29 protein-coding genes are annotated in these 24,529 nt (G+C 47.1%); 3 read left to right on the top strand and 26 right to left on the bottom strand.

From position 1 onward, the window contains the following. Nucleotides 1-18 precede the first annotated feature (18 nt). From CGZ90_RS12240 to CGZ90_RS12215, 6 genes are all read right to left on the bottom strand, one after another. Nucleotides 19-567: a F0F1 ATP synthase subunit delta gene (locus tag CGZ90_RS12240; protein WP_094252787.1), complete on the bottom strand. Its 549-nt coding sequence runs from the start codon at nt 565-567 to the stop codon at nt 19-21. Continuing rightward, the gene (gene atpF, locus CGZ90_RS12235) at nt 564-1,079 is read right to left on the bottom strand and encodes a F0F1 ATP synthase subunit B (RefSeq protein ID WP_094252786.1); all 516 of its coding nucleotides are present in this window, start codon (nt 1,077-1,079) and stop codon (nt 564-566) included. Before atpF ends, CGZ90_RS12240 begins: the two co-directional genes overlap by 4 nt. Before the next feature lie 110 nt (nt 1,080-1,189). Then, nucleotides 1,190-1,408, bottom strand: coding sequence for a F0F1 ATP synthase subunit C (gene atpE, locus CGZ90_RS12230; protein ID WP_094252785.1), 219 nt, complete (start codon nt 1,406-1,408; stop codon nt 1,190-1,192). 84 nt (nt 1,409-1,492) lie between these two features. Beyond that, entirely contained in the window at nt 1,493-2,203 is a 711-nt protein-coding gene (gene atpB, locus CGZ90_RS12225; protein WP_094252784.1) for a F0F1 ATP synthase subunit A, read from the bottom strand. Nucleotides 2,204-2,210: 7 nt separating this feature from the next. After that, complete coding sequence (locus tag CGZ90_RS12220) at nt 2,211-2,594, bottom strand: ATP synthase subunit I (protein WP_094252783.1); 384 nt, start codon at nt 2,592-2,594, stop codon at nt 2,211-2,213. Beyond that, nucleotides 2,591-2,815, bottom strand: a complete 225-nt coding sequence (locus tag CGZ90_RS12215) for an AtpZ/AtpI family protein (RefSeq protein ID WP_094252782.1) — start codon at nt 2,813-2,815, stop codon at nt 2,591-2,593. The genes CGZ90_RS12220 and CGZ90_RS12215 overlap by 4 nt, the downstream gene beginning before the upstream one ends. 280 nt (nt 2,816-3,095) lie before the next feature. On the opposite strand from CGZ90_RS12215, the gene CGZ90_RS12210 reads away from it, so the two are divergent. Beyond that, nucleotides 3,096-3,497, top strand: a complete 402-nt coding sequence (locus CGZ90_RS12210; protein ID WP_094252781.1) for a DUF3889 domain-containing protein — start codon at nt 3,096-3,098, stop codon at nt 3,495-3,497. A 435-nt stretch (nt 3,498-3,932) separates the two neighbouring features. Here CGZ90_RS12210 and upp read toward each other — a convergent pair whose 3' ends face one another. From upp to CGZ90_RS12170, 8 genes are all read right to left on the bottom strand, one after another. Continuing rightward, entirely contained in the window at nt 3,933-4,562 is a 630-nt protein-coding gene (upp, locus tag CGZ90_RS12205; protein ID WP_094252780.1) for a uracil phosphoribosyltransferase, read from the bottom strand. 420 nt (nt 4,563-4,982) lie between these two features. Further along, nucleotides 4,983-5,384, bottom strand: coding sequence for a disulfide oxidoreductase (locus tag CGZ90_RS12200; protein ID WP_094252779.1), 402 nt, complete (start codon nt 5,382-5,384; stop codon nt 4,983-4,985). Beyond that, nucleotides 5,384-6,094 (bottom strand): DsbA family protein, encoded by a 711-nt coding sequence (locus CGZ90_RS12195; protein WP_094252778.1) that lies wholly within the window; start codon nt 6,092-6,094, stop codon nt 5,384-5,386. Before CGZ90_RS12195 ends, CGZ90_RS12200 begins: the two co-directional genes overlap by 1 nt. 106 nt (nt 6,095-6,200) lie before the next feature. After that, nucleotides 6,201-7,436, bottom strand: coding sequence for a serine hydroxymethyltransferase (locus tag CGZ90_RS12190; RefSeq protein WP_094252777.1), 1,236 nt, complete (start codon nt 7,434-7,436; stop codon nt 6,201-6,203). 285 nt (nt 7,437-7,721) lie between these two features. Continuing rightward, nucleotides 7,722-8,294, bottom strand: a complete 573-nt coding sequence (locus CGZ90_RS12185; protein ID WP_094252776.1) for a TIGR01440 family protein — start codon at nt 8,292-8,294, stop codon at nt 7,722-7,724. A gap of 22 nt (nt 8,295-8,316) precedes the next feature. Further along, entirely contained in the window at nt 8,317-8,757 is a 441-nt protein-coding gene (gene rpiB, locus CGZ90_RS12180; RefSeq protein WP_094252775.1) for a ribose 5-phosphate isomerase B, read from the bottom strand. 53 nt (nt 8,758-8,810) lie between these two features. Beyond that, nucleotides 8,811-9,416, bottom strand: coding sequence for a low molecular weight protein arginine phosphatase (locus CGZ90_RS12175; protein WP_240515423.1), 606 nt, complete (start codon nt 9,414-9,416; stop codon nt 8,811-8,813). Nucleotides 9,417-9,761: 345 nt separating this feature from the next. Further along, entirely contained in the window at nt 9,762-10,271 is a 510-nt protein-coding gene (locus CGZ90_RS12170; protein ID WP_094253127.1) for a manganese efflux pump MntP, read from the bottom strand. A gap of 211 nt (nt 10,272-10,482) precedes the next feature. On the opposite strand from CGZ90_RS12170, the gene CGZ90_RS12165 reads away from it, so the two are divergent. Further along, nucleotides 10,483-12,705: a PAS domain S-box protein gene (locus tag CGZ90_RS12165; protein ID WP_094252773.1), complete on the top strand. Its 2,223-nt coding sequence runs from the start codon at nt 10,483-10,485 to the stop codon at nt 12,703-12,705. A 76-nt stretch (nt 12,706-12,781) separates the two neighbouring features. On the opposite strand, the gene CGZ90_RS12160 is transcribed toward CGZ90_RS12165, so the two are convergent. From CGZ90_RS12160 to CGZ90_RS12125, 8 genes are all read right to left on the bottom strand, one after another. Next, nucleotides 12,782-13,843, bottom strand: coding sequence for an L-threonylcarbamoyladenylate synthase (locus CGZ90_RS12160; RefSeq protein WP_240515422.1), 1,062 nt, complete (start codon nt 13,841-13,843; stop codon nt 12,782-12,784). Between the two features lie 120 nt (nt 13,844-13,963). Further along, on the bottom strand, nt 13,964-14,401 hold the full coding sequence (locus tag CGZ90_RS12155; protein WP_094252772.1) for a GNAT family N-acetyltransferase: 438 nt from the start codon (nt 14,399-14,401) through the stop codon (nt 13,964-13,966). Between the two features lie 120 nt (nt 14,402-14,521). After that, on the bottom strand, nt 14,522-15,202 hold the full coding sequence (gene spoIIR, locus CGZ90_RS12150; RefSeq protein WP_094252771.1) for a stage II sporulation protein R: 681 nt from the start codon (nt 15,200-15,202) through the stop codon (nt 14,522-14,524). A gap of 374 nt (nt 15,203-15,576) precedes the next feature. Next, nucleotides 15,577-16,440 carry a peptide chain release factor N(5)-glutamine methyltransferase gene (gene prmC / locus CGZ90_RS12145; RefSeq protein ID WP_094252770.1) on the bottom strand — a complete coding sequence of 288 codons (864 nt, stop codon included), beginning with the start codon at nt 16,438-16,440 and terminating at the stop codon, nt 15,577-15,579. 1 nt (nt 16,441) lies between these two features. After that, complete coding sequence (gene prfA, locus CGZ90_RS12140; protein ID WP_133063582.1) at nt 16,442-17,515, bottom strand: peptide chain release factor 1; 1,074 nt, start codon at nt 17,513-17,515, stop codon at nt 16,442-16,444. Between the two features lie 130 nt (nt 17,516-17,645). Then, nucleotides 17,646-18,035, bottom strand: a complete 390-nt coding sequence (locus CGZ90_RS12135; protein ID WP_240515421.1) for a DUF6173 family protein — start codon at nt 18,033-18,035, stop codon at nt 17,646-17,648. A 74-nt stretch (nt 18,036-18,109) separates the two neighbouring features. After that, on the bottom strand, nt 18,110-18,769 hold the full coding sequence (locus CGZ90_RS12130) for an MOSC domain-containing protein (RefSeq protein WP_240515420.1): 660 nt from the start codon (nt 18,767-18,769) through the stop codon (nt 18,110-18,112). Nucleotides 18,770-18,829: 60 nt separating this feature from the next. Further along, nucleotides 18,830-19,147 (bottom strand): hypothetical protein, encoded by a 318-nt coding sequence (locus CGZ90_RS12125; protein ID WP_094252768.1) that lies wholly within the window; start codon nt 19,145-19,147, stop codon nt 18,830-18,832. A gap of 157 nt (nt 19,148-19,304) precedes the next feature. Between CGZ90_RS12125 and CGZ90_RS12120 the strand changes: the two genes are divergently transcribed. Next, the gene (locus CGZ90_RS12120) at nt 19,305-20,636 is read left to right on the top strand and encodes an FAD-dependent oxidoreductase (RefSeq protein ID WP_094252767.1); all 1,332 of its coding nucleotides are present in this window, start codon (nt 19,305-19,307) and stop codon (nt 20,634-20,636) included. A 38-nt stretch (nt 20,637-20,674) separates the two neighbouring features. Here CGZ90_RS12120 and CGZ90_RS12115 read toward each other — a convergent pair whose 3' ends face one another. The 4 genes from CGZ90_RS12115 to rho form a co-directional block, all read right to left on the bottom strand. Continuing rightward, on the bottom strand, nt 20,675-21,142 hold the full coding sequence (locus tag CGZ90_RS12115) for a hypothetical protein (RefSeq protein WP_094252766.1): 468 nt from the start codon (nt 21,140-21,142) through the stop codon (nt 20,675-20,677). A gap of 522 nt (nt 21,143-21,664) precedes the next feature. Further along, nucleotides 21,665-22,279: a thymidine kinase gene (locus CGZ90_RS12110; protein ID WP_094252765.1), complete on the bottom strand. Its 615-nt coding sequence runs from the start codon at nt 22,277-22,279 to the stop codon at nt 21,665-21,667. 386 nt (nt 22,280-22,665) lie between these two features. Next, complete coding sequence (locus tag CGZ90_RS12105; RefSeq protein ID WP_094252764.1) at nt 22,666-22,911, bottom strand: type B 50S ribosomal protein L31; 246 nt, start codon at nt 22,909-22,911, stop codon at nt 22,666-22,668. A gap of 116 nt (nt 22,912-23,027) precedes the next feature. Further along, nucleotides 23,028-24,314, bottom strand: a complete 1,287-nt coding sequence (rho, locus tag CGZ90_RS12100; protein WP_094252763.1) for a transcription termination factor Rho — start codon at nt 24,312-24,314, stop codon at nt 23,028-23,030. Nucleotides 24,315-24,529 lie beyond the last annotated feature (215 nt).

The following is a 24,529-nucleotide window of genomic DNA, read 5'->3' as shown; positions in this document are numbered from 1 at the left end:
AATTTCACCCCTATCTTTCTAGCTTCGGACTGAAGCTAATTGACGTTCGATTCGATCAAGTTTTCCGCTGACAGAGCCGTCAAAGATACGGTTGCCGATACGGATTTTCACACCGCCGATAAGCGATGGGTCGATAATATTTTCAATGCGCAGCTTTTTGCCGAGGCGCGATGTAAACGTCTTTTCCAGCTCAGCCGTCTCAGTTGAGGAAAGCGGTCGGACAGAGTACACCTTCGCGTCTGCGATGCCCTGCGCGTCATTTGCCAAGTTAATGAACTGGTCAGCCATCTCTCCGATAAGAGAATAACGGTTGCGGTCAACCAGCAAGAACAGCGTGTTCATGACCGGAGTTGAAAGCTCAGCTCCAACGCTGTCTTTCACAAGCTCTTTTTTCTGAGATGCAGATACCTTTGGATGTGCAAGAACCTTCATCAGATCCTTGTTCGAGCTGATCACGCTTTTTACAAGGCGCAATTCTTCAGCTGTCTTGTCCAAGTTCTGTGTCCCAGCGATTTCAAAAAGAGCAAGCGCGTAACGTTTTGCCACTGCAGCCTGGTCTTTGCTCATCGAGACTCGCCTACCTCTTGAAGGTATTCGTTAATCAGCTTCTCTTGGGCTTGGCCGTCAAGTTCTTTTGCAATTACTTTCGAAGCGATCATAACGGATAATGACGCCACTTCTTCACGAAGGGCAGCCACTGCCTTTTCTTTTTCAGAAGCAATGTCAGCGATCGCAGATTCTTTTACGCGTTCAGCTTCAGTACGGGCAGCAGCGATAATCGCTTCGCCTTGTGTTTCACCTTGCTTTTTCGCGTTATCGATAATCGCTTTCGCTTCTTCTTTCGCGTTCTTAAGCTCTTGAATTTGGTTGTCCAAATAGTTTTGAGCTTCTTTACGGCTCGTTTCAGCGGCCGAGATTTCGTTGTTGATATGATGCTGACGCTCTTTCATGATTCCCATTAGAGGACCCCATGCGTATTTGCGCAGCAATAGCATTAATACTAAAAAAGCAGCTAACTGGACGAGAATGTCGCCAGTGTTTAATCCACCTGTAGCAGCACCTAAAATTAAGGATTGCACAGCTTTTCCTCCCTTCAGTGGTCATACATAAGGAAAGGCGAAGGTTCCATCTATGAAACAAGCTTCGCCCTGATTATAGATCCTTTAGTAAACAATGTTTTTCAGTTGAATTACTTAGAGCCAAGCGCGATGAACGCGATAACTACCCCGATGATCGGAAGGGCTTCAACTAGTGCTACCCCGATAAACATTGTTGTTTGAAGAGTACCGCGAAGTTCTGGCTGGCGTGCAATCCCCTCAACTGTACGTCCTACGATAAGACCGTTACCAATACCTGCACCTAGTGCTGACAAACCGATAGCAATTGCAGCTGCAATAAGATGTTCCATTGTGAAATTTCTCCCTTCAATTCCCTTGAGTTTTTTTATTAAAATTAGCTCCTGTTAAACAGAAACTGATAGTTCACGTGATTCTTAGTGATCGTGGCTAACCTTATGTGCAAGATAAACCATGGTCAGCATTGTAAAGATGAATGCCTGGATCGCACCGACGAAGACTGAGAAGCCTTGCCAAACGATCATCGGGAAGAACCCGAGAATGCCTGAGAAAATACCTTGGTGCGACATTCCGACAAGAAGCCCTAGCAGGATTTCACCCGCGTAGATGTTCCCGTAAAGACGAAGACCGAGCGTTAGCGTGTTCGCAAACTCTTCAATGATCTTCAATGGGAATAAAAACTTCATCGGTCTGAAGAATTCAGCGCCGTATTCCTTAACACCCTTCATCTTAACGCCATAGTAGTGAGTCAATGCCACCACCATAACCGCAAGTGTCAGAGTAATGGTCGGGTCAGCTGTCGGTGATTTCCACCAAAGTTCCCCATCCCACATGATAGCGAATGGAAGTCCAAGCATGTTGGAGACGAAAATGTACATTAACAGCGTAAGCCCTAATGACAAGAAGCGCCCGCCCGTGTGCCAGTCCATCGTGCTGTTGATGATCCCTTTTACGAAATCAACGACCCACTCTAGAAAGTTCTGCATTCCGCCTGGCCTCATGGCTAGAGAACGCGTTGCGAGAACGGCGATAATAAAGACGATTGCAGATGATACTAAAATCATTAATACATTGGACATGTTAAACTGTAAACCCATCCACGTTTCTATTGGAGCATGATGTTCCACTTTTAGTTCACCTCTTTTCCTTTGAAGTTCGAGTAGCTCGAGTTAGTGAATCTATTAACATGATAATGTAGACTGACATCAATCCCACTACCACACTTAACAAATGAAAATGTTCCGGGTACCGCTGAGCGATGAGAACAGCGAGGCCTGCTGTAACCAGCCTTGCCAGCGAACCTAGTGTCTTGACCTTCTGTCCTGAGGCAACCGCTTGTCCAAAACGGCCGATCTTGGAATACATGTTCCACAGATTATAGAGGCTGAACACCGTTCCGAGAGCCAGTCCCAAAAAGATGGTCTTGTAATCTGTAAACGCATATCCGAGGACAAAAAAAGAGAGCGAAAACAGCGTGTATTTAAAATATCTAGCGTAAGTCGCGCTGTATTCTGTCATTTCTGCCCGTCCTCTGAGAAGTTGTTGATGAGGCGAATCGTTCCGTAAACACCTGTTGCAAGTCCAAGAAACAACCCTAGAATGAGGAAAATTGGAAAACCAGTTTCTATGTACGAGTCGATCCATCTGCCTCCGAAAAGGCCGATCAATATGCATCCGACAAGCTGAGAAAGAATGCCGGTCATCAAAGCCATTGCTTTATAAGGCCGTTTCCCGCTCATATTCCGGACTCCCCTCCTCTGGAAATGATGGAAGACTATAACATGTGTCAAAACCTTGACAACACTGTAATGAAAACCTTACCATATTCCCTTTGTAAGAATACAATAGTGACAAAATGATGTCAACGCAATATAGGTCGATTTGTTAAATAAATTGTGGAAATTTTGTGGCTTATTTGCTTTGTGAAAAGTACACATTGTGAAGCATCTCCACCCCATTCATAAGCTAAACATTTTTGGCAAATACTTCTTTATATACTTATGGAAGGGGCACAAAGTTATGTTAAAAAAAGCAGCCGTAATCTTGGGTGCCGCAGTACTGCTGACTGCATGCACTGCCAATAAGCCAAAGACCGAAGAAAGCTCGAAACAACTGAGTAAAATGAACACCGGAGACTACCAGGAAAAACTCCGCACAGACGTCTCCTCTCCGCCTGCCGGCAAGAATGACTATTTCTTCTGGGGCAAGGTCGCCCTGGCAGAAACAAAGAAAAAATATAATAGCGATCAAGTGAAGGACTACACGTACGACGGACGCACCGTGAACCAAGACGGATCTGTCATCGACTCCTTCAATTTTAACGTCATGAAAAACGGCACGAAACACATCGTTAAGACAAGCATCCTGCATGAACCTGACTCGAGAAAAGTGACTGATATAATGTTTGAGGAGCAGGGGTAAGCATTCGGGAATTATGGACGGGCTTATTGCGGGAAACTTTCTGGAATTTCTGGGGTACGGTACCAAAAGTACCGTACCCCAGAAATCTAATTAGCCTAGTTGTCCTATAGAAATGGCGAATTATGTCGAATGGCACAAATCCTATGAAAACGGCACATAACAGATGAAAATGGCATATAAGTATCAAATTTGGCACATAACAGATGAAAATGGCACATATGTTATCGGCGGCTTGAATTTTATCAGAAAAGATGACTCTCTGGCACTGTTTTCTAGCTCATAACAAGCCAAGAACACTTCAATGTGCTAAGTTGACTTCATGTTTAAGCTATTTTAGACAAACTTTCTTGATGAAAATGAACTCAAGCATGCCAAATAAGAAAAACCGGTTCGCAGCCATAAAATTGGCTGCGAACCGGTTTTTATATTATCCATTTATTTTGTTCCGTACAGTCTGTCGCCAGCATCGCCAAGTCCTGGCACGATGTATCCGTGGTCGTTCAGCTTTTCGTCAAGTGCTGCAAGGTAGATGTCCACGTCCGGGTGCTCGTCCTGGATGACTTTAACACCTTCTGGAGCAGCTACTAAGCACATAAGTTTAATGTTTTTTGCGCCGCGGTTTTTGATCGAGTCAATCGCTGCTGCAGCTGATCCGCCAGTTGCCAGCATCGGGTCGATAACGATAAAGTCGCGCTCTTCTACGTCAGATGGAAGCTTCACGTAATATTCCACAGGTGTTAAAGTTTCTGGGTCGCGGTATAGGCCGACGTGTCCTACTTTCGCTGCAGGAACCATTTTAAGGATGCCGTCCACCATTCCAAGGCCAGCACGAAGGATTGGTACAAGGCCAAGCTTCTTCCCTGCGATTACGTTCATTTTCGCTTCTGCTACAGGTGTTTTCACTAGTACTTCCTCAAGCGGAAGGTCACGTGTGATCTCAAACGCCATCAATCCAGCAACCTCGTCCACTAGCTCGCGGAACTCCTTCGTACCCGTCTTCTCATCACGGATGTGTGTCAGCTTATGCTGGATAAGCGGGTGATCCAATACATGCACTTTTCCCATTGTCAGCACTCCTTTTTATGTAAAATCTTTGTCGTTCAATTCAAGCATCTCTAGCATTTTACAGAAAAACGATTCAAGCCGCAACCACTTTAGACAATTACCAGAATAAAGTAGGCGTTTTACCTAAAGTCGTTTTGTTAAAAGGCATTTTTTTTAAAGAATTCAGAGGAGTGGTTGATCTCCGTTTCAGGCGCACGCTTTCCGCGGGGCGGGCGGTGAGCCCCTTTGCCGCTTCGCGCCCTAAAGGGTCTCACCTGTCCCACTCGTCCCGCTGGAGTCGGCACCTTACACTCCGATCAACTTTTTCAATGATGGATTCAAGATGATCAAGCGAATGTGATAAAAGCTTCAGCCAGAGCAATTGAACGTGAATCAAAATCAAAAAACTCAGCCCGTAAGCTGAGTTTTCCTTATGAACTATTAATCGTGCCTGCGAGCTAGAATCATGCACACCGTGATCACTGTAAAACCAACGAGAGCCAAAAAAGGTATCGTGATAAAACCTGCATAGTTGATGTACTGACCCGAGCATGGGATTCCGGAAGTGCAGATCTCGAAGCCTTTCATCGCCGGTACTTTCTGCAGTGCATAATGATAGCCGGACAGGAGCATGCCAATTACCGAGACCGGCAGCACGTATGTGGTGATGCTCCGGTCATTGCGGTATGCCGCGATGCCGAGCCAGATGGCGAGCGGGTACATGAGGATCCGCTGGTACCAGCATAAATTGCACGGGACGAACTGCTTTACCTCGCTGAAATAGAGGCTTCCGAGCGTGGCGGCAATCGCCGCCAGCCACGCCGCGAATAACGGCTTGTTCATTACTTCTTCTCCTTGGCCGCGTCTTCTACCATCTTTTTCAGATCATCAAGCGACTTTCCAGTAAACTCCTCGCCATCCACGAAAAGAGTCGGGGTGCTTTTGACGCCGAGCTCGCTCACGAGATCCTTGTCCGTTTCAAAAGCCTTATCTGCTGCGTCCTTTGTGTATGCCGCCTTTACTTTTTCGGCATCACTCTCGGACGAAACTCCTGCCAGGATGCTTGTCAGCTTGTCCTCTGTAAAAATATCCTGCTTTTCAGCTCCATGATCTGCCGGCTGTTCTTCGTAAAGCTTATGGTGGAACTTCCAGAACGTTTCGCTGCCGAGTTCTTTGTACACTGCCTCAGCAAATTTTGCCGAACGTTCAGAATCAACGTTGATAAACGCGTAGTTCATGAAATAAAACTTCACTTTGCCTGTATCGATCAGTTCCTTTTCGATGACCGGAAATAGCTGTTCGTTAAAGTTTTTGCATGCTGGACACTTGTAATCGCCGAACTCGATCATCTCAACAGGTGCGTTCTCGTCACCTAAAAACGGCTGTCCGCTGTAGTCGATGTCATTTTCTGCTGTATCCTTTTTACCTTCGAAAGCCCCAGAAAAAATAAGGATCGCCGCAAGCGCCGCAACAATTCCGACCGCCAAGAAAATCCAGCCGTTTGAGCTTTTTTTCTGCGCTGGCTTTTTGGTGTATTTCTTTTTATTCGCCATAATCCACCTCGTAACATTATGTAACTGATTTTACTCACTATTTTAAAGTAAAACGTTCAAAAAGTAAAAAAACGCCCTCTGGCAAAAGAGGGCGTTATCAACATTCTTATTCGTAAAGCTTGAACTTGCCTGCGAGCTTTTCTACTCGTACAGCTGCTTCCTTCAGCTTTTCTTCGTCTTCGATGTTTTTCAGCACGAGTCCAATGATCGAAGCGATCTCGTCCATGTCCTCTAAGCCGAAGCCGCGGGAAGTGACAGCCGCAGTTCCGATGCGGATACCGCTTGTAACGAACGGGCTTTCCGTATCGAATGGAATCGTGTTTTTGTTCGTCGTGATCCCGATATCATCGAGCGCTTTTTCTGCCACTTTTCCTGTTAGTGCCAGCTGGCTCACATCAAGAAGAAGAAGGTGGTTGTCTGTACCGCCGGAAACGATCGTCAATCCTTCTTTTTGCAGAGATTCGGCTAAACGAGCCGCATTATCGACGATCTGCTGCGCATAGTCACGGAACTCGTCTGTGAGGGCTTCGCCGAACGCTACCGCTTTGGCCGCGATCACGTGCATGAGCGGTCCGCCCTGGATCCCTGGGAAGATGGATTTGTCGATCTTTTTCGCGTATTCTTCTTTGCAAAGAATCATACCGCCGCGAGGTCCGCGAAGTGTCTTGTGTGTCGTCGTTGTCACGAAATCTGCGTAAGGCACTGGGTTCTCGTGCAATCCAGCTGCAACAAGACCTGCGATATGCGCCATATCGACCATCAAGTATGCTTCCACTTCATCCGCGATCTCACGGAACTTTTTAAAATCGATCGCACGCGGATATGCACTCGCCCCTGCTACGATCAGCTTCGGCTTGTGCTCAAGTGCTTTCTGTCGCACGTCTTCATAATCGATCCGCTGTGTTTCTTTGTCTACACCGTACTCAACAAAATTGTACTGAATGCCTGAGAAGTTCACGTGGCTGCCGTGAGTCAGATGGCCGCCGTGAGACAGGTTCATGCCGAGCACCGTATCGCCCTGCTCTAAAATAGTAAAATAAACTGCCATGTTTGCTTGTGCACCGGAATGCGGCTGCACGTTTGCATGGTCAGCACCGAAGATTTTCTTCGCGCGGTCGCGTGCAAGGTCCTCGACTACGTCCACATGCTCACAGCCGCCGTAATAGCGGCGTCCCGGATAACCTTCTGCGTACTTGTTCGTCAGCACAGACCCTTGCGCCTGCATAACCGCCTCACTGACAAAGTTTTCAGATGCGATAAGCTCTATCTTCGTGCGCTGGCGCTTAAGCTCGTCCTGAATGGCTGCAAATACTTCCTGATCCTGGCTTCTTAGCTGTTCCATCTTAGCTCCCCCTTAAGTACAATATGTTTTTTCATCACTTTTGTATTGTAACATTACTTCTGTTTCTGTTCTTCCCCACTATTCTACTATTTCCGATTAATTTTGAAAATTCTTTAATAATCGTTCGTACTCTTGTAATCCTTGAAAAGGTTAATATTAAAAGTTAACGGGGGAATTTTGCTGAGTACTATGAGACTTCCCAATACACAAGAAACCTCCTGTCATTAGGCGACAGGAGGTTTCACTATTTCCGGGGTACCGTACCCCGGCTATTCCGGCTAGTTATTAAAAGCAGCGGATGTCTTCCTTCGAAGGATAGACGGCCCGTTCGCCGCCGATCAGCTTCGGCCTTGTTTTGGCCAAAGTAACATGCGCTTCTCCAACTTGCTTGATTTCACTTCGGACAGGAACAGCAACATGCTTCAAGTGCATTCCAATAAACGTGTCTCCAATATCAATGCCTGCATCAGCTTTAATGTATTCGACAACAACCGGCTCGTCAAAATGATGGTAAGCATGGGTAGCCAGCGCACCGCCCGCACTGCGTGCAGGCACGACGCGCACTTCTTCGTAGCCCTTTTTCTCAGCGTCAGCACGCTCCATGACAAGCGCCCGGTTTAAATGCTCGCAGCATTGAAAAGCGAGCATCACTCCCGTTTCATGCTGAAATTCTTTTATCCCGTTATAAAGTGTGCTTGCCGTTTCCATCGTGCCTGAAGTGCCGATCTTTTCCCCCATCACTTCGCTCGTACTCGCTCCTACAACCAGGAGCTGACCGCTCCGTAAGCTCGCCTGTTTTTGGAGGTCCCGCAGTGCCTGCAGTACCTGACGTTGAATTTGCTGAAGCTCTTCGCTCATCGTTCCTTATTCGTCCTTTCGTTTATCTGCCTTCGTATTCCGTGATTTTATCTACGCGGCGTGCATGGCGTCCGCCTTCATACTCTGTCTCCACCCAAACCTTCGCTATTTCCATCGCGAGGCCTGGACCAATCACACGCTCGCCCATCGCCAGCACGTTTGAATCGTTATGCTGGCGCGTTGCCTTCGCGCTGAAAAGGTCATGTACAAGCGCACAGCGGATTCCTTTTACTTTGTTTGCCGCGATGCTCATGCCGATGCCCGTCCCGCAAATAAGGATGCCGCGGTCAGCTTCACCGTTTGCGACCTGTGATGCCACAGGAATCGCATAATCTGGATAATCGACCGAAACGTCGCACTCACAGCCCATATCTGCCACTTCATGCCCCATTTCCTCCAGCATTGCCGCGATATCTTTTCGCAGCTGAACGCCTGCATGATCCGATCCTATTACAATTTTCATCTGCATCTGCTCCCTTATCTGTTGTTACGAATATTGTACAATGTTTTATTACTTTAGTTATCGTACTTTTTTATAAATTTTTCAAGCAACTGAGCGAGTTCGTCCCGCGTTTTTTTATATAAATCAAGCGAACCGCCGTACGGATCCGTAATATCCAGGTTTGGCGCAGACTTTTCAAGCTCCTGCAGTTTTTTAACAAGAGGCTCTACCGCCTGGCTGAACTGTGCCTGCCGCTCTTCTGAAGGCGCTTCTCCGCCTGCTAGAAAGGAAGATTTCAGTGTTTCGATCTCGGCAATGAGTTTATACTGCTGCTCGAACGCCTTCCGCTCCTCATCATCAAGCACGAATTCTTTTAGTGTATACGTCTTTTCCACCGCTTCCGGCCATTGCTGGATAATCGCAAACTTATGATTCTCTGTCATTGTTAAAATAACATCTGCCCAGTCCGCCAGCTGCTCCGACATCCCCTGTGATGCGTGGGAGTGGCTCACACTCTGCTCCTCAAGCGCTTTTGCAGCATGCAGGCTGATCGGAGCACCCGGCATTGAAAAAACGCCAGCTGACCTTACCTCAAACCGCCCTTTGCCCATATTTCTCAATAAAGCCTCTGCCATTGGACTGCGGCATGTATTTCCTGTGCACACAAACAAAACGTTCATGATCGTCTGTCACCTCTTACTCTAGTTTTCCCAAAAAAGGGCACACATAAAAGCCGTGCCTCTATGATTATCACTCTAGCATAAAACTAGAAATTTGGGATGAACAGATTGTGCGACAAAAGCTGCCGTGAGTGTACGATTTTCGTGTTTACGGGCAAAAAACTAGAATTACGGGTAAAAATCGGAATTTGCGGGCAAAAATCAAAATTCACGGGTAAAAAATGCACTTTTCCTGTTATGAGCACAAATAAGAGTCAAAAACCGCCCAGACGCCCGCTTGCTTATCTCGTGCGGCACACCCGGGCGGTCCTAAAAGGTACCGTACCCCCAACAATTAACCAATAATTAAAAGAGCAGTTTGGCGCCGAATGCCATGAGGATGCAGCCTCCGAGGGCTTCGCTGTAGGAGCCGAGCCATTGCTGCACTTTGGATCCCATGAGCAATCCTGCCCAAGTGAGGACCATGCTCATGAACCCGAACATGATGATGACCGCAGCAGTTTTGGCTCCGTAGATGCCGAGAGAAAGCCCTACAGAAAAGCTGTCCAGGCTGACACTCAGAGCGAACAGAAGCAAGCCGATGCCGACTGGAGTAATAAACGACTCTTTATCTTTTGAAAAGGAAGCACGTATCATCAGCATGCCCATCAACAGCAGCAGGAAGCCTCCGACCATTGTGGCGATACCGCCGAAATAGACCGATATTTGCTTGCCTAGCGTCATGCCAAGCAGCGGCATGATCATATGAAACAGCCCGATCGTCATTCCGATTTTCAGGATTTGTTTTTTTCGCAGTTCCAGCATCCCCATGCCAAGGCCGATGGAGAATGCGTCCATGCCGAGGGCGAAAGACATCAACCAAAGCGTCATCCATTCACCGATTACAGCCAACCTTTTCACTCCCTCCCATGTGCTACTTATACCTATGCACGTCCACACAGAGATAGAAGAAAAAGATGTACAAGTACAATTGCATATTTTCAGCAGTTAAAGAAAAGGGATTATACGACTTTTAGCGTATATAGTTTATTAACTAAATCTCTTGCAAGGGAGGCTATAAAACGTCATGAAAGAATCCTACTCACCGCCTCAGTTAGCCGATAGTAAGGAAACCCTTCATCCTTATAAAGCTGGAGGCATTTCCAAACAAAAAAGCATGACGTTTACGTTCAAGAAAGAGAACGGCGAGATGATCATGACCGAGAGCGAAGGACCACTGTTCGATGCTTTCGGCCTGACGAGAGAGCAAGTGATCGGAAAATCAGTAAAAGACATTTTCCCGTCTGAAATCGCACAGTTCAAGCTGCAATGCTACGAGCGTGCATGGCAGGGAGAAAGCGTTACGTACGAGTCTGTGTTGAACGGCATCCCTTTTTTAGCCGCGATCGGGCCTGTCTATCGGGATAACGAGGTCGTGGAGGTGTATGGTTTTTGCGTGGACACGACAGAGCGCGTTGTTATGGAACGCCAGCTCGCTGAGAGCGAGCAGCGTTTTCATTCCTTGATTGAGCACAATATGGATGCTTTGTTTTCTGTCGATTTAAGCGGGCGCTTTACAACCGTAAATCCAGCGTGCGAATGTTTGACTGGCTTCACACAAAATGAACTGCTGGGCATGACTTTTCATCCTTTATTGCCGGAAAATCGGCATGCGTATGCGGAACAGCAATTTAAAGAAGCGATCAATGGCACCCCTCAGACACATGAAATCAGTGTACTCGTAAAAAGCGGCGAGCGGCGTTTCGTCAATTTAACGCTGACGCCGATCATCGTGATGGATCAGGTGCTCGGAGTGTACGGAATCGCCAAGGATATTACGGAAAAAAAGAATTATGAACGCGAGCTCCGCGACACGAAGGAACTGCTCGAAGCCGTTATCTATAATTCTACGGACGCCATCTCGATCATCAACTTTGCTGACAATACCACGCAGGTCAATCCGGCATTCGAAGAAATATATGGCTGGAGCACGGAGGAACTCAGTTACTTTCCTGCTGAAATACTGCCAATCGTGCCAGAAGATATGAGAAAAGAATCAGAACAGCTATTAAGCATCGTGAAAAAAGGCGGATACGTCAAAAGCCACGAAACGACCCGCCTCCATAAAACAGGCAGGCGGATCACCGTCAGCCTGTCACTGAGCCCTGTGTTCGGTGACAAAGGGGACGTTATCGCGATGTCTGCTATGTCCAGAGATATTACCGAAAGCAAAGAAAAGGAAAAAGCGCTGAGAGCCAGCGAAGAAAAGTACCGCATCATCGCGGAAAATACGATGGATCTCATTGCAGTTGCAGAACCCGCAGGGAAGATCACGTATGTTTCACCATCGATACGGCAGCTGCTTGGCTTTGATTCGTCTCATTACATCGGAAGAAACGGTCTTATGCTGTTTAACAGCGAGGATATCGCCAAGGCAAAGATCGCGTTCCGTACGATGGCTGCAACAAAGCTTCCCGTTAAATTCGAGGCACGGGGCAAGCACGCAAATGGCGGTTTTGTTTTGCTCGAATCACAGGCGACGCCCGTGGTAAACGAAGAAAACAACGAGCTTGAGAGCGTAGTCGTTGTTTCTCGCGATCTTACTGAACGCAAGAAAACCGAAGAGATGCTGCGCAAATCGGACAAGCTGTCAGTTCTCGGTCAGCTCGCTGCCGGGGTGGCGCACGAGATTCGCAACCCGCTCACGTCGATTAAAGGATTTTTGCAGCTGCTTCAATCCAGAGCGAAAGAGAACAACGAATATTACAGCATCATGCTGTCAGAGATCGACCGGATCAACGGCATCGTCGGAGAGTTCATGCTTCTCGCCAAGCCGCAAGCAATGAACTTTACTCTGACCGACATCAAGCAGCTGATCAATCACGTCATCTCCCTGCTTGATTCGCAGGCCATACTTCTTAACGTCCAGATTTATTTTGACTATGATAAAGATCTGCCATCCGTCTGGTGTGTGGAGAACCAGATCAAGCAAGTTTTTATCAATATCCTGAAAAACGCGATTGAATCGATGCCAAACGGCGGCACTGTTCGAGTTCGCATTTATGTGAAGGACGGGTTTATTTGGACTTCCATCACCGACGAAGGCTGCGGCATTGAGGATGACCGCATCAAGACGCTTGGTGAGCCTTTCTACACGACAAAAGAAAAAGGCACCGGTCTCGGACTCATGATCTGCTACAAAATCGTCGAGAACCATAACGGTAAAATCTCGATCGACAGCAAAGTCGGCGAAGGAAGCACCTTCACCATCGCCCTCCCATTAACAGACGAAATGCCTGCAGCCGATTGACGGCGCAGGCATTTTGTATGGAATGATTTTCACGATATTTAGATAGTTTGGCGTACCGTACCCCAACTAGTTTTTCTTACTTATTCTCGGCCACGATGTTCCCACCCGCCGATTTTTCAAGCCGGTTCATGATCGCGTAACCGACTCCAGTTTTCGGGAACACTTCACCGTATATAACATCTACCTTCGCTTCGTTAAACGTTCGCAGTGTATCATAAAGGGCAGCTGCCACGGTTTCAGGGCGGCTCCTCTCCCCTGCTGGGATAACAGCATCGGCATTATAGAACTTTTCATTTTCAGCTGTCGTCATCACACCTGCTCGGCGGCCCTCCGCTCTTGCTTTATCCACAAGCGACTGGATAAATTCACGAGAACCATCCACAAGTACAAAAGGAGCATCTGGTGCGTAATGTGTATATTTCATGCCCGGAGACTTTGGTGCCGCTTCTTTTTCGGTAAAAGCAGGGTCAAGCCCGACTTCAGAGCCAAGTGCTTCTTCGAGCTGCTCCTTTGTCACCCCTCCCGGACGGAGAATCGTGACCGCGCCGTCCACAGAACAGTCCACAACCGTGGATTCCACTCCGATTCCGGTCTGTCCGCCATCCACAATCCCTGGAATGCGTCCGGAAAGATCATCAAATACGTGACCAGCCGATGTCGGGCTCGGCTTGCCGGAAAGGTTGGCGCTCGGAGCTGCGAGCGGTACACCGCACGCCTTAATAAACGCCAGTGCAACAGGATGATCTGGCATTCGCACTGCTACGGTATCCAGTCCGCCGGTCACTTTCGAGCTTACTTTAATTCCTTTAGGAAAAATGATCGTCAACGGACCTGGCCAAAAATTTTCCATGAGGATTCTTGCTTTTTCAGGAATTTCAGCGGCTAGCTCCTTCAGCTGCCCTTCTTCTGCGATGTGCACGATGAGAGGATTGTCACTCGGACGCCCTTTTGCTTCGTAAATTCTTGAGATTGCCTGATCGCTGAGTGCGTTACCGCCTAGCCCATAAACCGTCTCGGTAGGAAAAGCAACGACTTCATCCTTCTTTATCCACAGGGAGGCTTGGATAAGCTGTGTATTTTTTTCGGAAATTTGCTCAAAGTTATCCACAGTCCACACCGTGGTTTTATATGGCATCATGTTTTGCATTCCTTTCAGGTATAGCAGCCATCCGCATTGTAAACCGTTACAATACAAAACTTTTATATCCACAGAGTTATACACATAACTGTTTATAATGTGGACAAATTGTGGGCAACGTTAATGCAGCGGATAAGACAGCAATACCACTTTTTCTTCCGCATTGTTCTTATAGTGCGCTGAATTCTTAATATGCTCAGGTATTTCTTCATTTTTTACAGGGATAAAAGACAGCTGTTCAAAGAAAGAAACGGATTTTGTCAGTAGATAGATCGTCTTTACGCCCTTTTTCTTAGAGTATACCAAAATCTTGTCCATCAGCTTAAGCAATAGAGATTCAGTGGAATAGTCCTGCTTTAGAACAAAAGAACGAAGCAGCCCGTCCTCTCCCATCCTCTCGAGTCCGACCGTCCCGATCGTCTCGCCGTCGCTGTTTTCTACGACGAGATAATTGCCGATGCTCTCCTGGATGCCTTCTGCTGTAAGCCCCGCTTTTCCGACAAGGCTCAGGATGTCGCCTGATTCAAATGCCATTGCTTGGCGCAATATAATTCCCATTATTTATCCTCTCCTATATGGTCATTTTCATTGTCTTAAAAGAAGCAAAAGGCCCATCTCATCAAGATGAAAGCCTTCTTTTCTTCTACTCTATGAAAATCGCGATCATTTTATGTTCATTTAGGAGAATAATGTTCCAAGTGCGTCAAACAGTGAACTGAACAATTCGACCAGGAAAAACTTTGTCTGCACCGTCTCTTCTTCTTCAGAGGACGCAGCATCCGCCTGAAGCATATCATTCTTGCCGGCTGTCTTGCCTTCTTTTTCATCAGCAGTCTTTACTGCATCGCCGTTTTCAAAATCAAGGAAGCAAAGAGGCGGGAAGAGTACGCACCACCAGTTGGCGCCAGTTCCTTCTCCAAGTGTGATCAATACGGCTTCATAGTTTCCTGCCGGGTACACGTAATCGCCGTACATTTTCGTCGGAAATGCTACTTTGCCGAAATCGACCGTGAACTCTCTTTTTGCGCCAAGCTGCTTCAGTTCTTGCTTCACTATCTTTTCGATCGCCGGAAGCTGTGATTTGATTACTTCTCTTGCCTGCTCGATATCCTCGATGCCGCCAACCCAAGTCGTGATCTGCTTGTTCACTTCATCGCGGATCTGGCGCTTCAGCAGCTGATCAGACGCATTGTCGCTGTTAGCAAGAATGCGGAGGCGGATTGACTCATCCGGAATCTCTACTGAGCTATTTAACGTGGCGTTTGCCACCTTTGTTTGTGTTTCAAAAAATAAGAACATTACCGCTAATGAAATCAATAGAATAAAAATAAAATGATTGCGTTTTTGTCTCTTCTTCATCCCCAACCGTCCCCTTTCAACCTCATGAGAACAGTGTGAACAGAATTGAGAAAAAACATACTAGCAAACTATCATTTTTTTAAAAGGGCTTGCAAGAAGCAGTTGATTTCCGCTCCAGGTTGCTCGCTTTCCGCGGGGCGGGCGGTGAGCCCCTTCGTCGCTATGCGCCATTAAAGGGTCTCACCTTCCCGCTCGTCCCGCAGGACAAGGAAGGCTACGGCAGCAAGACATCGCACGAAGAAAATGTGAACTTTCATTTTCGAGGAGTCGGCACCTTACACTCCAATCAACTAAATCAACGAAGTATTAAAAAATGGCTAAGAAGTACAATCTTAAGAAATGAGCCTTTAGAAATGAATCTTTTGAGAGAATTATTATTCACTAATTGTGATTCCTTCCGCGAAGACCATCCTGTCTTTGCCTGAGATGTCGTGTTTGACGTAGACGAGTGCGCCTGGGAATGTGAGGCGGAGCATTTCTGCGACGACCTCACCTTGACCGGCTCCGACTTCAAAGCCGACAACTGCTCCGTCGTTCAAAACGAGGGGCAGCTCTTCCATGAAACGGCGGTAAAAATCGAGGCCGTCTGTTCCTCCGCTCAGTGCACGGTAAGGCTCTCGGTCTTTGACGATCGTCTCGAGTTCCAGAATATCCGCTTCTGGAATATACGGCGGGTTCGATACGACCGCATCGACTTTCATGCCGCGCTGTATGAGCGGCTGCAGAAGGTCGCCGTGCAGGAACTCCACTTTAGCACCAAGTGCAGCCGCATTTTTCTCTGCCACCTCGATCGACGCTTCAGCAATATCCACCGTATATAAATCCAGCTTTTCGTTCTCAAGCGCAAGCGTCACAGAGATGGCGCCGCTTCCTGTTCCGACATCGACCACTTTTCGGATATGGTGATATTTTTCAGCAAGTCCGAGCATGTGGTCTACGAGTTCTTCCGTTTCCGGTCTTGGGATGAGCACCTCGTGGTTTACAGAAAACTTACGGCCGTAGAACTCTTCATGCCCGGTAATATACTGGACTGGCTCGCCTTCTCCATGAAGGTATACTGCCTGTTTAAACGCGGCCAGCTCATCTGCTTTTATCTCATCGCGCATCTTCATCATCAGTTCAGTCCGGGATAATCCGCCGAGCACGTGCCGTAAAAGGATTTCTGCCGCGAATCCTTCCCGCCCTTTGCTCTCTAAAAAAGAAGAAGCCCAAGACAGGGCTTCGTGTATATGTTTCATTTTAGCTTTCCGCCTGTGCTTTCATCTTGCTCGTCTGGTCTTCTGTAATAAGCGCCTCGACGAACTCATCCAGTTTTCCAAGAAGGATCTGGTCAAGCTTCTGGATTGTCAGACCGATACGGTGGTCTGTTACACGGTTTTGCGGGAAATTGTACGTACGGATACGCTCAGAGCGGTCACCTGTACCAACGGCAGATTTACGCGACTCATCATATTTCTTTTGCTCTTCCTGACGAATTTTATCCGCCACACGGGCACGAAGAACTTTCATCGCTTTTTCTTTATTTTTGATCTGAGACTTCTCATCCTGACACGACACGACTGTACCTGTTGGCAAATGCGTCAAACGTACCGCAGACTGTGTCGTGTTAACAGACTGTCCACCAGGGCCTGAAGAAGTGAACGTATCAACACGAACATCTTTCTCGTGAATCTCAACTTCTACTTCTTCTGCTTCCGGAAGAACGGCTACAGTTGCAGTAGACGTATGAATGCGTCCGCCCGACTCTGTCGCTGGAACACGCTGCACGCGGTGGGCACCGTTCTCATACTTCAGCTTCGAATAAGCGCCGTTACCGCTGATCATGAAAATGATTTCTTTGTAGCCGCCAAGCTCGGTATAGGATGCTTCAATAACTTCTGTCTTCCATCCTTGAACTTCCGCATAACGGCTGTACATGCGGTAAAGGTCGCCGGCAAACAATGCTGCTTCGTCTCCGCCTGCTGCTCCGCGAACTTCGACGATAACGTTCTTGTCATCGTTCGGATCTTTCGGAAGAAGAAGTACTTTCAGACGCGCGACAAAATCCTCGATCTGCTCTTCTAACTCATTGATCTCTTCTTTTACCATCGCCGTCATTTCAGCGTCCATCTTCTCTTCAAGCATAAGCTTTGCGCCGTCAAGCTGCTCTTTTGCTTCTTTATACTCGCGATAGACCGCAACCTGCTCCTGCAGCTGAGACTGCTCTTTCGAATAGTCGCGCAGTTTATTGTTATCGCTGATCACTTCTGGATCGCTTAATAGTTCGTTCAATTTATCATATCGGGCTTCAATCGTTTCTAAACGTTCAAACACGCTTTTCACCTCATTTATCGTTGCATAACATTCTAATTATATGCTTTTGCCGTACAAGTCTCAACTGTATTTCAAAAAGTGCAGAAAAAGAGCTTCTCTTGATAAAACAATCTCAAGAAAAGCTTGTCCTTTATCCTTCAATTGTAAAACCGATTCTTTTTTTCGGTTCCTCAGGCTTCAAGCGTTTTACTTCCATGAGAAGGAAGCTGAGCTGCGACACATGCTGAATCAGTTTGACTGGATGTTCTTCTGGCGTGAATCCCGCGAATGTGATTAAGCTCGGGTTCACATAGCCAATCTGTGATACGTGAAACTGAATGGTCTTGCCGAACGAGACGAGCTTCATGCCGACCTCATGCTCGTGGTCGAGCTGCGCGTCAAACTCATTGATCATGTTCATCAGCGCTTTATGAAAATCACTCGCAAGGTTAGGATTGCTCGGAACTTTCGGGGATGCTTCAACTGGATGCGTCACTTCAGCTGGCATCTTGTAATCTTCAAGATTAATTTTCGTCTCCATTACGGCCACCCCTTTTTATAGACACCTTCTTACAGTCCTTTTCCCTTATTTACCTAAAAAAGAACATGAATCGTCTATAAAGAAGCAGGAAAAAGATTCCTCATTTTCTTTTCGAAGGATTGACGCAGACCGCTCGCAAGCGCATCACACTGCAGAATCCGCTCGAGATCGGCTCGCTCTGGTTTTTTATAGATCGCGCCGTTCACAAATTGGACCGTTACGCCAGGATAAGGCCGTTGTTCGAGCACCGCATAATCTCCTTTTTGCACATATCCTTCCTGCAGCACTCTGAAATAATAGCCGGTAAATCCAGTATCGGCTACTTTTTTCACAAGGTCAGGCCGGTTATGCCTTGCACCGAGCTTGGCACACGGCTGGCGCGGCTCAGACACTTGCAGTACAGCTTCTCCCATCCGCCAAATGTCACCGATGCACACGGAATCTTCGGTCATGCCAGTGAGCGTCAAATTCTCCCCGAATGATGCGGCAGGCATTACAGCGCCCAGTTCTTTCTCCCAATGAGGGTAATGCTCATAAGGATAGGCGCATGCCGCTTTATCCACGCCTCCGTGTACTTCCAGGTTTCCTTGCCCGTCTCCTTCAAAATTGAGAGAATGCAGAAATACCGGCTGTTCAGAAGGCGTTTTCACAAAAGCAGACCGCACTTCTTTTCCATTCACCTGCAGCAAGCCGGGCATCCCGACATTCAGCGATTTCACCAGACACTCCATCATCCACCAGCTCTCTTTGATTGATGATTAAATTATCACTTATCGCTGATTTATTTACAATTTTTAGAACATGTTTTTGCGGAGACGTTCATAATCCAAGCGGTTCTGATTCATCCTGATTGCTTTTGTCAGCTCCTCAATGACTACTTTTTCATCAGTGATGATATTAAAGCAGAATGGAACAGTCGCGAAATGGCCAAAAAACTGCGTACTGCCTGCATAGTGAGGATCCTCTGCTACTTTCTTCTTGTTCTTCACAATAAAATTCCCCATCGCCTCATAAACTGGATCCAGCGGCTTTTTATCCAGCAGCTTCAGCAGGTGAGTGACCGGTTCCGACGGAGAGTTCCAGTCCGGACCGTTTGATTTGATTTCAAGCAAAGCGTCCACCTCTTTCTTTTACGATAAGTTTCGATTTTCCCAGCGCGTTAATGTTGGTCAGAAAGGAATATTACGCCGTTTCTCGAAAAATATAGGTTAAGCACTAAACGAATTAGGGAATAATGAGATGTTAGAAGCAAGAAAGGGGCTGTAAAAGATGAAATATTGCATTATTGGCGGCGATGCAGCCGGCATGAGTGCTGCCATGCAGATTATCAGACACAATGAAAATGCGGATATCACCGTTTTTGAAAAAGGCGGGATTTATTCCTACGGCCAGTGCGGTCTGCCGTACGTAGCCGGAGGACTTATTCCATCCGCGGAAAAGCTGATTGCTCGCTCTGTAGAGACATTTCGCGACAAATATAAAATCGATGCCCGCACGTTTCATGAAGTGACAGGGGTTGATGAGCAAACTAGGCAAGTGACGGGAATACATACTAAGACAAAAGAGCCTTTCACCTTCACTTACGATAAGCTGCTCGTCGCGTCCGGCGTCAGTCCTCTCATGCCCGACTGGAATGGTACGCATTTAAACGGCGTACATGTCGTCAAAACCATACCCGACATGGAGCGGCTTCTTTCAGATTTGAGCGATGATGTCCGTGAAGTGACCATCATCGGCGGCGGCTATATCGGACTAGAAATGGCGGAAAACATGAAACACATCGGCAAGAACGTGCGCATTATCCAGCGAAGTTCGCAAATTGCGGGCATTTTTGACGATGACATGGCTTCCCTCATTTTAGAGGAAGCGGAAAAACACAGTATCGAGGTCTGCCTTAATGAAGAAGTGCTCGGTTTTAAAGGAGATGACCGGGTTCAGTTCGTTAAAACAGCCAAAAAGGATTACATGACCGACCTTGTGATCGTTTCTGTCGGCGTTACTCCGAACACCGGTTTTCTTAAAAATTCTAGGGTCAAGCTGAATGACAGGGGCGTGATCTTTGTCGATGAGTTTATGCAGACGAACGTTGAAGGCATTTACGCTGCTGGGGACTGCGCCACTCAATATCATCTTGTAAAAAAGCTGGATGACCACATCCCGCTCGGCACAACAGCTAATAAACAAGGCCACATTGCTGGGCTGAACATGGCTGGCATTAAACGGCCTTTCAAAGGAATTGTCGGTACGTCGATCATTCAATTCATGGATTTGACGCTAGGGAAAACAGGGGTTTCCATAAAAGAAGCGGAAAAGCTGGGGATGAACTATGACAGCGTAACGATTACGGCAAAAGATCATGCCGGCTACTATCCAGGGGCGGAAAAAATGCAGCTGAAACTGCTTTTTGACAAAGATAGCAAAAAACTGCTCGGAGCTCAGATTATCGGTAAAAAAGGGGTCGATAAACGGATTGATGTCATCGCCACCGCACTTCACAGCGAAATGACAATAGACGATCTGGTCGACCTTGATTTAAGCTATGCACCGCCTTACAACGGCTCATGGGATCCTGTCCAGCAAGCTGCGAGGCGCGTTAAATAAGGAGAAAAGAGCCGGCGGTATGCGGCTCTTTTTTATTGCTAGTCGATCTTTAACGAGTAGTTGTAGCGTGGAACGGCTATCTTGACGGCGTTCATGACTTTTCGGCGAATCTGGCCGCGTTCCTTTTTGGACGTATCTGAAGGAACGTTCACATGAATATGGGCATAGTTGCCGTTGATGCTGACCATCTGCGGCTCAATCCCTGTCTGGGTCTTCACCACACTCCGGATATTATCCTGATCGTCCGAAATATCGAACCTCGTCGTATTCATCGTCCGGTAGTCGTGCGGGTTCATGTTCGTGTCTGTGGAATAGTTGATATGCGGCTCGTTTTTCGTCAGATGATAGTTCACGATGCCATGGCCGAACAGGTTGTCACGGAATTCCTTTTTGCTCTCATATGCAGCGGGCTCTGTCTTGTTTTGCAGTGCCTCAGGCGGCTTAACAGGCGAAGAACATGCGCCGAGAAGCACAACCGCTGATAAGCTGAAGATCCACTTCCTCACAGCATAGACCTCCCGTATCCCTTAAAATCCCCAAAATGGATGTATAGCATGTTAGAAATTTTTTACTTCTTATTAAAGGATTCAGAGAAGTGGTTGATCTCCGTTTCAGGCGCACGCTTTCCGCGGGGCAGGCGGTGAGCCACTCGCCGCTATGCGCCATTGAGTGTCTCACCTGACCGCTTGTCCCGCTGGAGTCGGCGCCTTACACTGCGATCAACTTACTCAATGAAGTATTCAAAGATGATAAAGAATGAGTCAGCTTAAGCAATTAAATAAATGAATTTATATATCCTCACGCCTCCAATAGATGCTCTCTAAAACCAAGACCATGAACCGACCCTTCTTTTGCTCCTCCGCAACCCACAGTAGCCCACAGAGGGGTTTGGTACCAATAACGGTTTTGTCTCTTGGTACCAAACCCGTTTTGGCTTCGATGAAAATACAAACCAAAACTAAGTTCAACAACCACCCAAACAAAAAAGCCAATAACCCTAAGGGATTATTGGCTTTCTCAGCATCTATTTATTGATTCAACGCATCGTTTTTGAGTTCGTTGCGCTTTTTGCCGGGCACTTTATGGCAGTGGCGGCAGCGTGGTTCGTATGATTCTGATGCTCCGACTAGGATGATCGGGTCGTCGTATGATGCGGGCGCGTCGTTGATCAGGCGCTGCGTACGGCTTGCTGGGGAACCACACACTTGGCAGATAGCCTGAAGCTTCGTCACGTGCTCAGCGAGGGCCATCAGTTCAGGAACTGGCCCGAACGGCTCTCCTCTGAAGTCCTGGTCAAGTCCGGCGACGATTACGCGCATACCTTGATCGGCAAGCTCCTGTGCGACTGGGATGATGTCCATATCAAAAAATTGGACTTCGTCAATCGCTACAACTTCTGTTTCCGGACGCACATTTTTTAAAATATCGACAGAACGCTCAACAGGCTCTGCCAGAACAGCCGATCCGTTATGCGAGACAACCGATTCTTCGCTGTAGCGGTTGTCGATCTGCGGCTTAAACACCTGTACCTGCTGCCTCGCGTATGTAGCGCGCCGCACTCTGCGAATCAGTTCCTCCGATTTCCCTGAAAACATGCTTCCGCAGATGAGCTCGAGCCATCCGTGATGCTTTGTGATATACATGTTCCGGTTCCCCCTTTCGCTTGTCCTCATTCTTTTTAGTATGTACCGGCATATAAAGAAAACTCGGCTGACGCCAAGTCTTTTAAGTCAGCCCTAGTTGCACTTATACTTTAAACTTTAACTTTTTAATGACGTCGATAAACTTCTGCGCTAAAAAGTTTTACTTCCTAAAAGTGTAAAAAACCCGCCAAAAACTCACGGATTTATGGTTAAAAACATGAAAATGAAGATAAAGAAAACTTGGCTGACGCCAAGCCTTAAAGTCAGCCTTAGTTGACCTTATACTTTATTCGTAAACTTTTTGACAACGTTGGATTTCTCCATCGTTAAAAAGTTTTTGCTCTATTTAAAGTGAAAAAAAAGGGCAAGATAACTTGCCCTTTTGATTACTTCATGTTGTATTTCTTTTTGAAGCGGTCAACACGTCCACCAACGTCAGTAAACTTCTGACGGCCAGTGTAGAACGGATGAGTGTCAGAGCTGATATCCACTTTGATCACTGGGTATTCGTTTCCATCTTCCCACTTCATTGTTTCGTTAGAAGACAATGTAGAACCGGAAAGGAAAGTGAATCCGCTTTGTGCATCTACAAAAAGAACCTTTTTATAGTTTGGATGAATAGCTTCTTTCATCGTTATCACTCCTTCTGCCCTGGATTCCGAGGAAGAGCCAGAGTTAAATAAACACATAAAAACAGTATAACAGGGACATACGGCATTTGCAACAGCCTGCTGGTCAGAAAAATATTCTAATTTTGCAGTGTTTTCGTGCGTTTAGCTGATCCATTTTTCTCAGCCTCAAACATCTCAAAAAAGGCTTCGTTGTTCGGTGTGCGCTTTAATCGCTTCATGAAGGAATCAACAAAATCGATGGAGTCGACCATCGTTTTACGGATCGACCACAGGTGCTCAAGATGCTCTTTTTCGATAAGCAGCTCTTCTTTTCTCGTACCAGAACGGCGAATGTCGATCGCCGGGAAGATACGGCGTTCGGACAGCTTGCGGTCTAGGTGGAGCTCCATGTTTCCTGTACCTTTAAATTCTTCATAAATCACATCATCCATACGCGAGCCTGTTTCAACAAGAGCTGTCGCAAGGATTGTCAGTGAGCCGCCTTCTTCAATGTTTCGGGCAGCCCCGAAGAAACGCTTCGGACGGTGGAACGCAGCCGGGTCAATACCTCCGGAAAGCGTACGGCCGCTTGGCGGGATAACCAGGTTGTAGGCACGTGCTAGACGTGTGATGCTGTCGAGCAGGATGACAACGTTTTTCTTATGCTCAACAAGGCGCATCGCACGTTCAAGAACAAGCTCTGCTACCTTAATATGATTCTCCGGCACTTCATCAAACGTTGAGCTGACAACGTCGCCTTTTACAGAACGCTCGATGTCGGTTACTTCCTCAGGACGCTCGTCGATTAAAAGGACGATCAGCTCGACATCCGGATTGTTTGTTGTTATGCTGTGCGCGATTTCTTTGATCAGGCTCGTTTTACCTGCTTTAGGCGGTGCCACGATCAGTCCGCGCTGGCCGAAGCCGACTGGTGCGATCATGTCGATGATACGCGTGGAAAGGTTCTTTCCGTCGGTTTCCATCACCATTTTCTGGTCAGGATAAAGTGCTGTCAGTGCCGGGAAGTGAACGCGGTCCTTCGCTGTTTCCGGGTCTTCGCCGTTAACCATGTTTACCTGAAGCAAGCCGTAGTAACGTTCGTTTTCCTTTGGCGGACGCACTTTTCCGGATACTTTGTCGCCGTTTCTCAGCTCAAAGCGGCGGATCTGTGACGCAGAGATGTAAATGTCCTGCGAGCTCGGCGAATAGTTGATCGGACGCAAGAAGCCAAAGCCTTCAGTCGGGATGATTTCAAGGATTCCTTCCATGAACGAGAAGCCATCCTTTTCCGCCTGTGCCTTTAGGATCGAGATCATCAGCTCTCGTTTCGTCAGCTTGCCGTAATAAGCCACTTTATATTCTTTTGCCAGTTCGTAAAGCTCTTTTAATTTTTTGTTCTCTAAATCGGATAGTAAAATACCCATAATGACACCACACTTATCTATATCGTTTTTTCATCTAAAGTAAAGCAATTGGGATTCAAAGGTTTTAAGGAAGGAATAAAAAAGGAGAAAGATTTGGTATAAAAATATTACTTCTTATTTTAACCACAATAAACCCCATTAATCAAACAGGACTGCAATCCCTTATAAGAGAAAAGGGAAAAGCGCGCAGCCTGCCGCACGTTTTTCCCAAAAAC

This window comes from Fictibacillus aquaticus (genome assembly GCF_002245695.1).
GTDB classification, from domain to species: Bacteria; Bacillota; Bacilli; order Bacillales; family Fictibacillaceae; genus Fictibacillus; species Fictibacillus aquaticus.
Note: the sequence above shows the minus strand (reverse complement) of the source record. Positions and strands in the feature narration are given on the sequence as shown.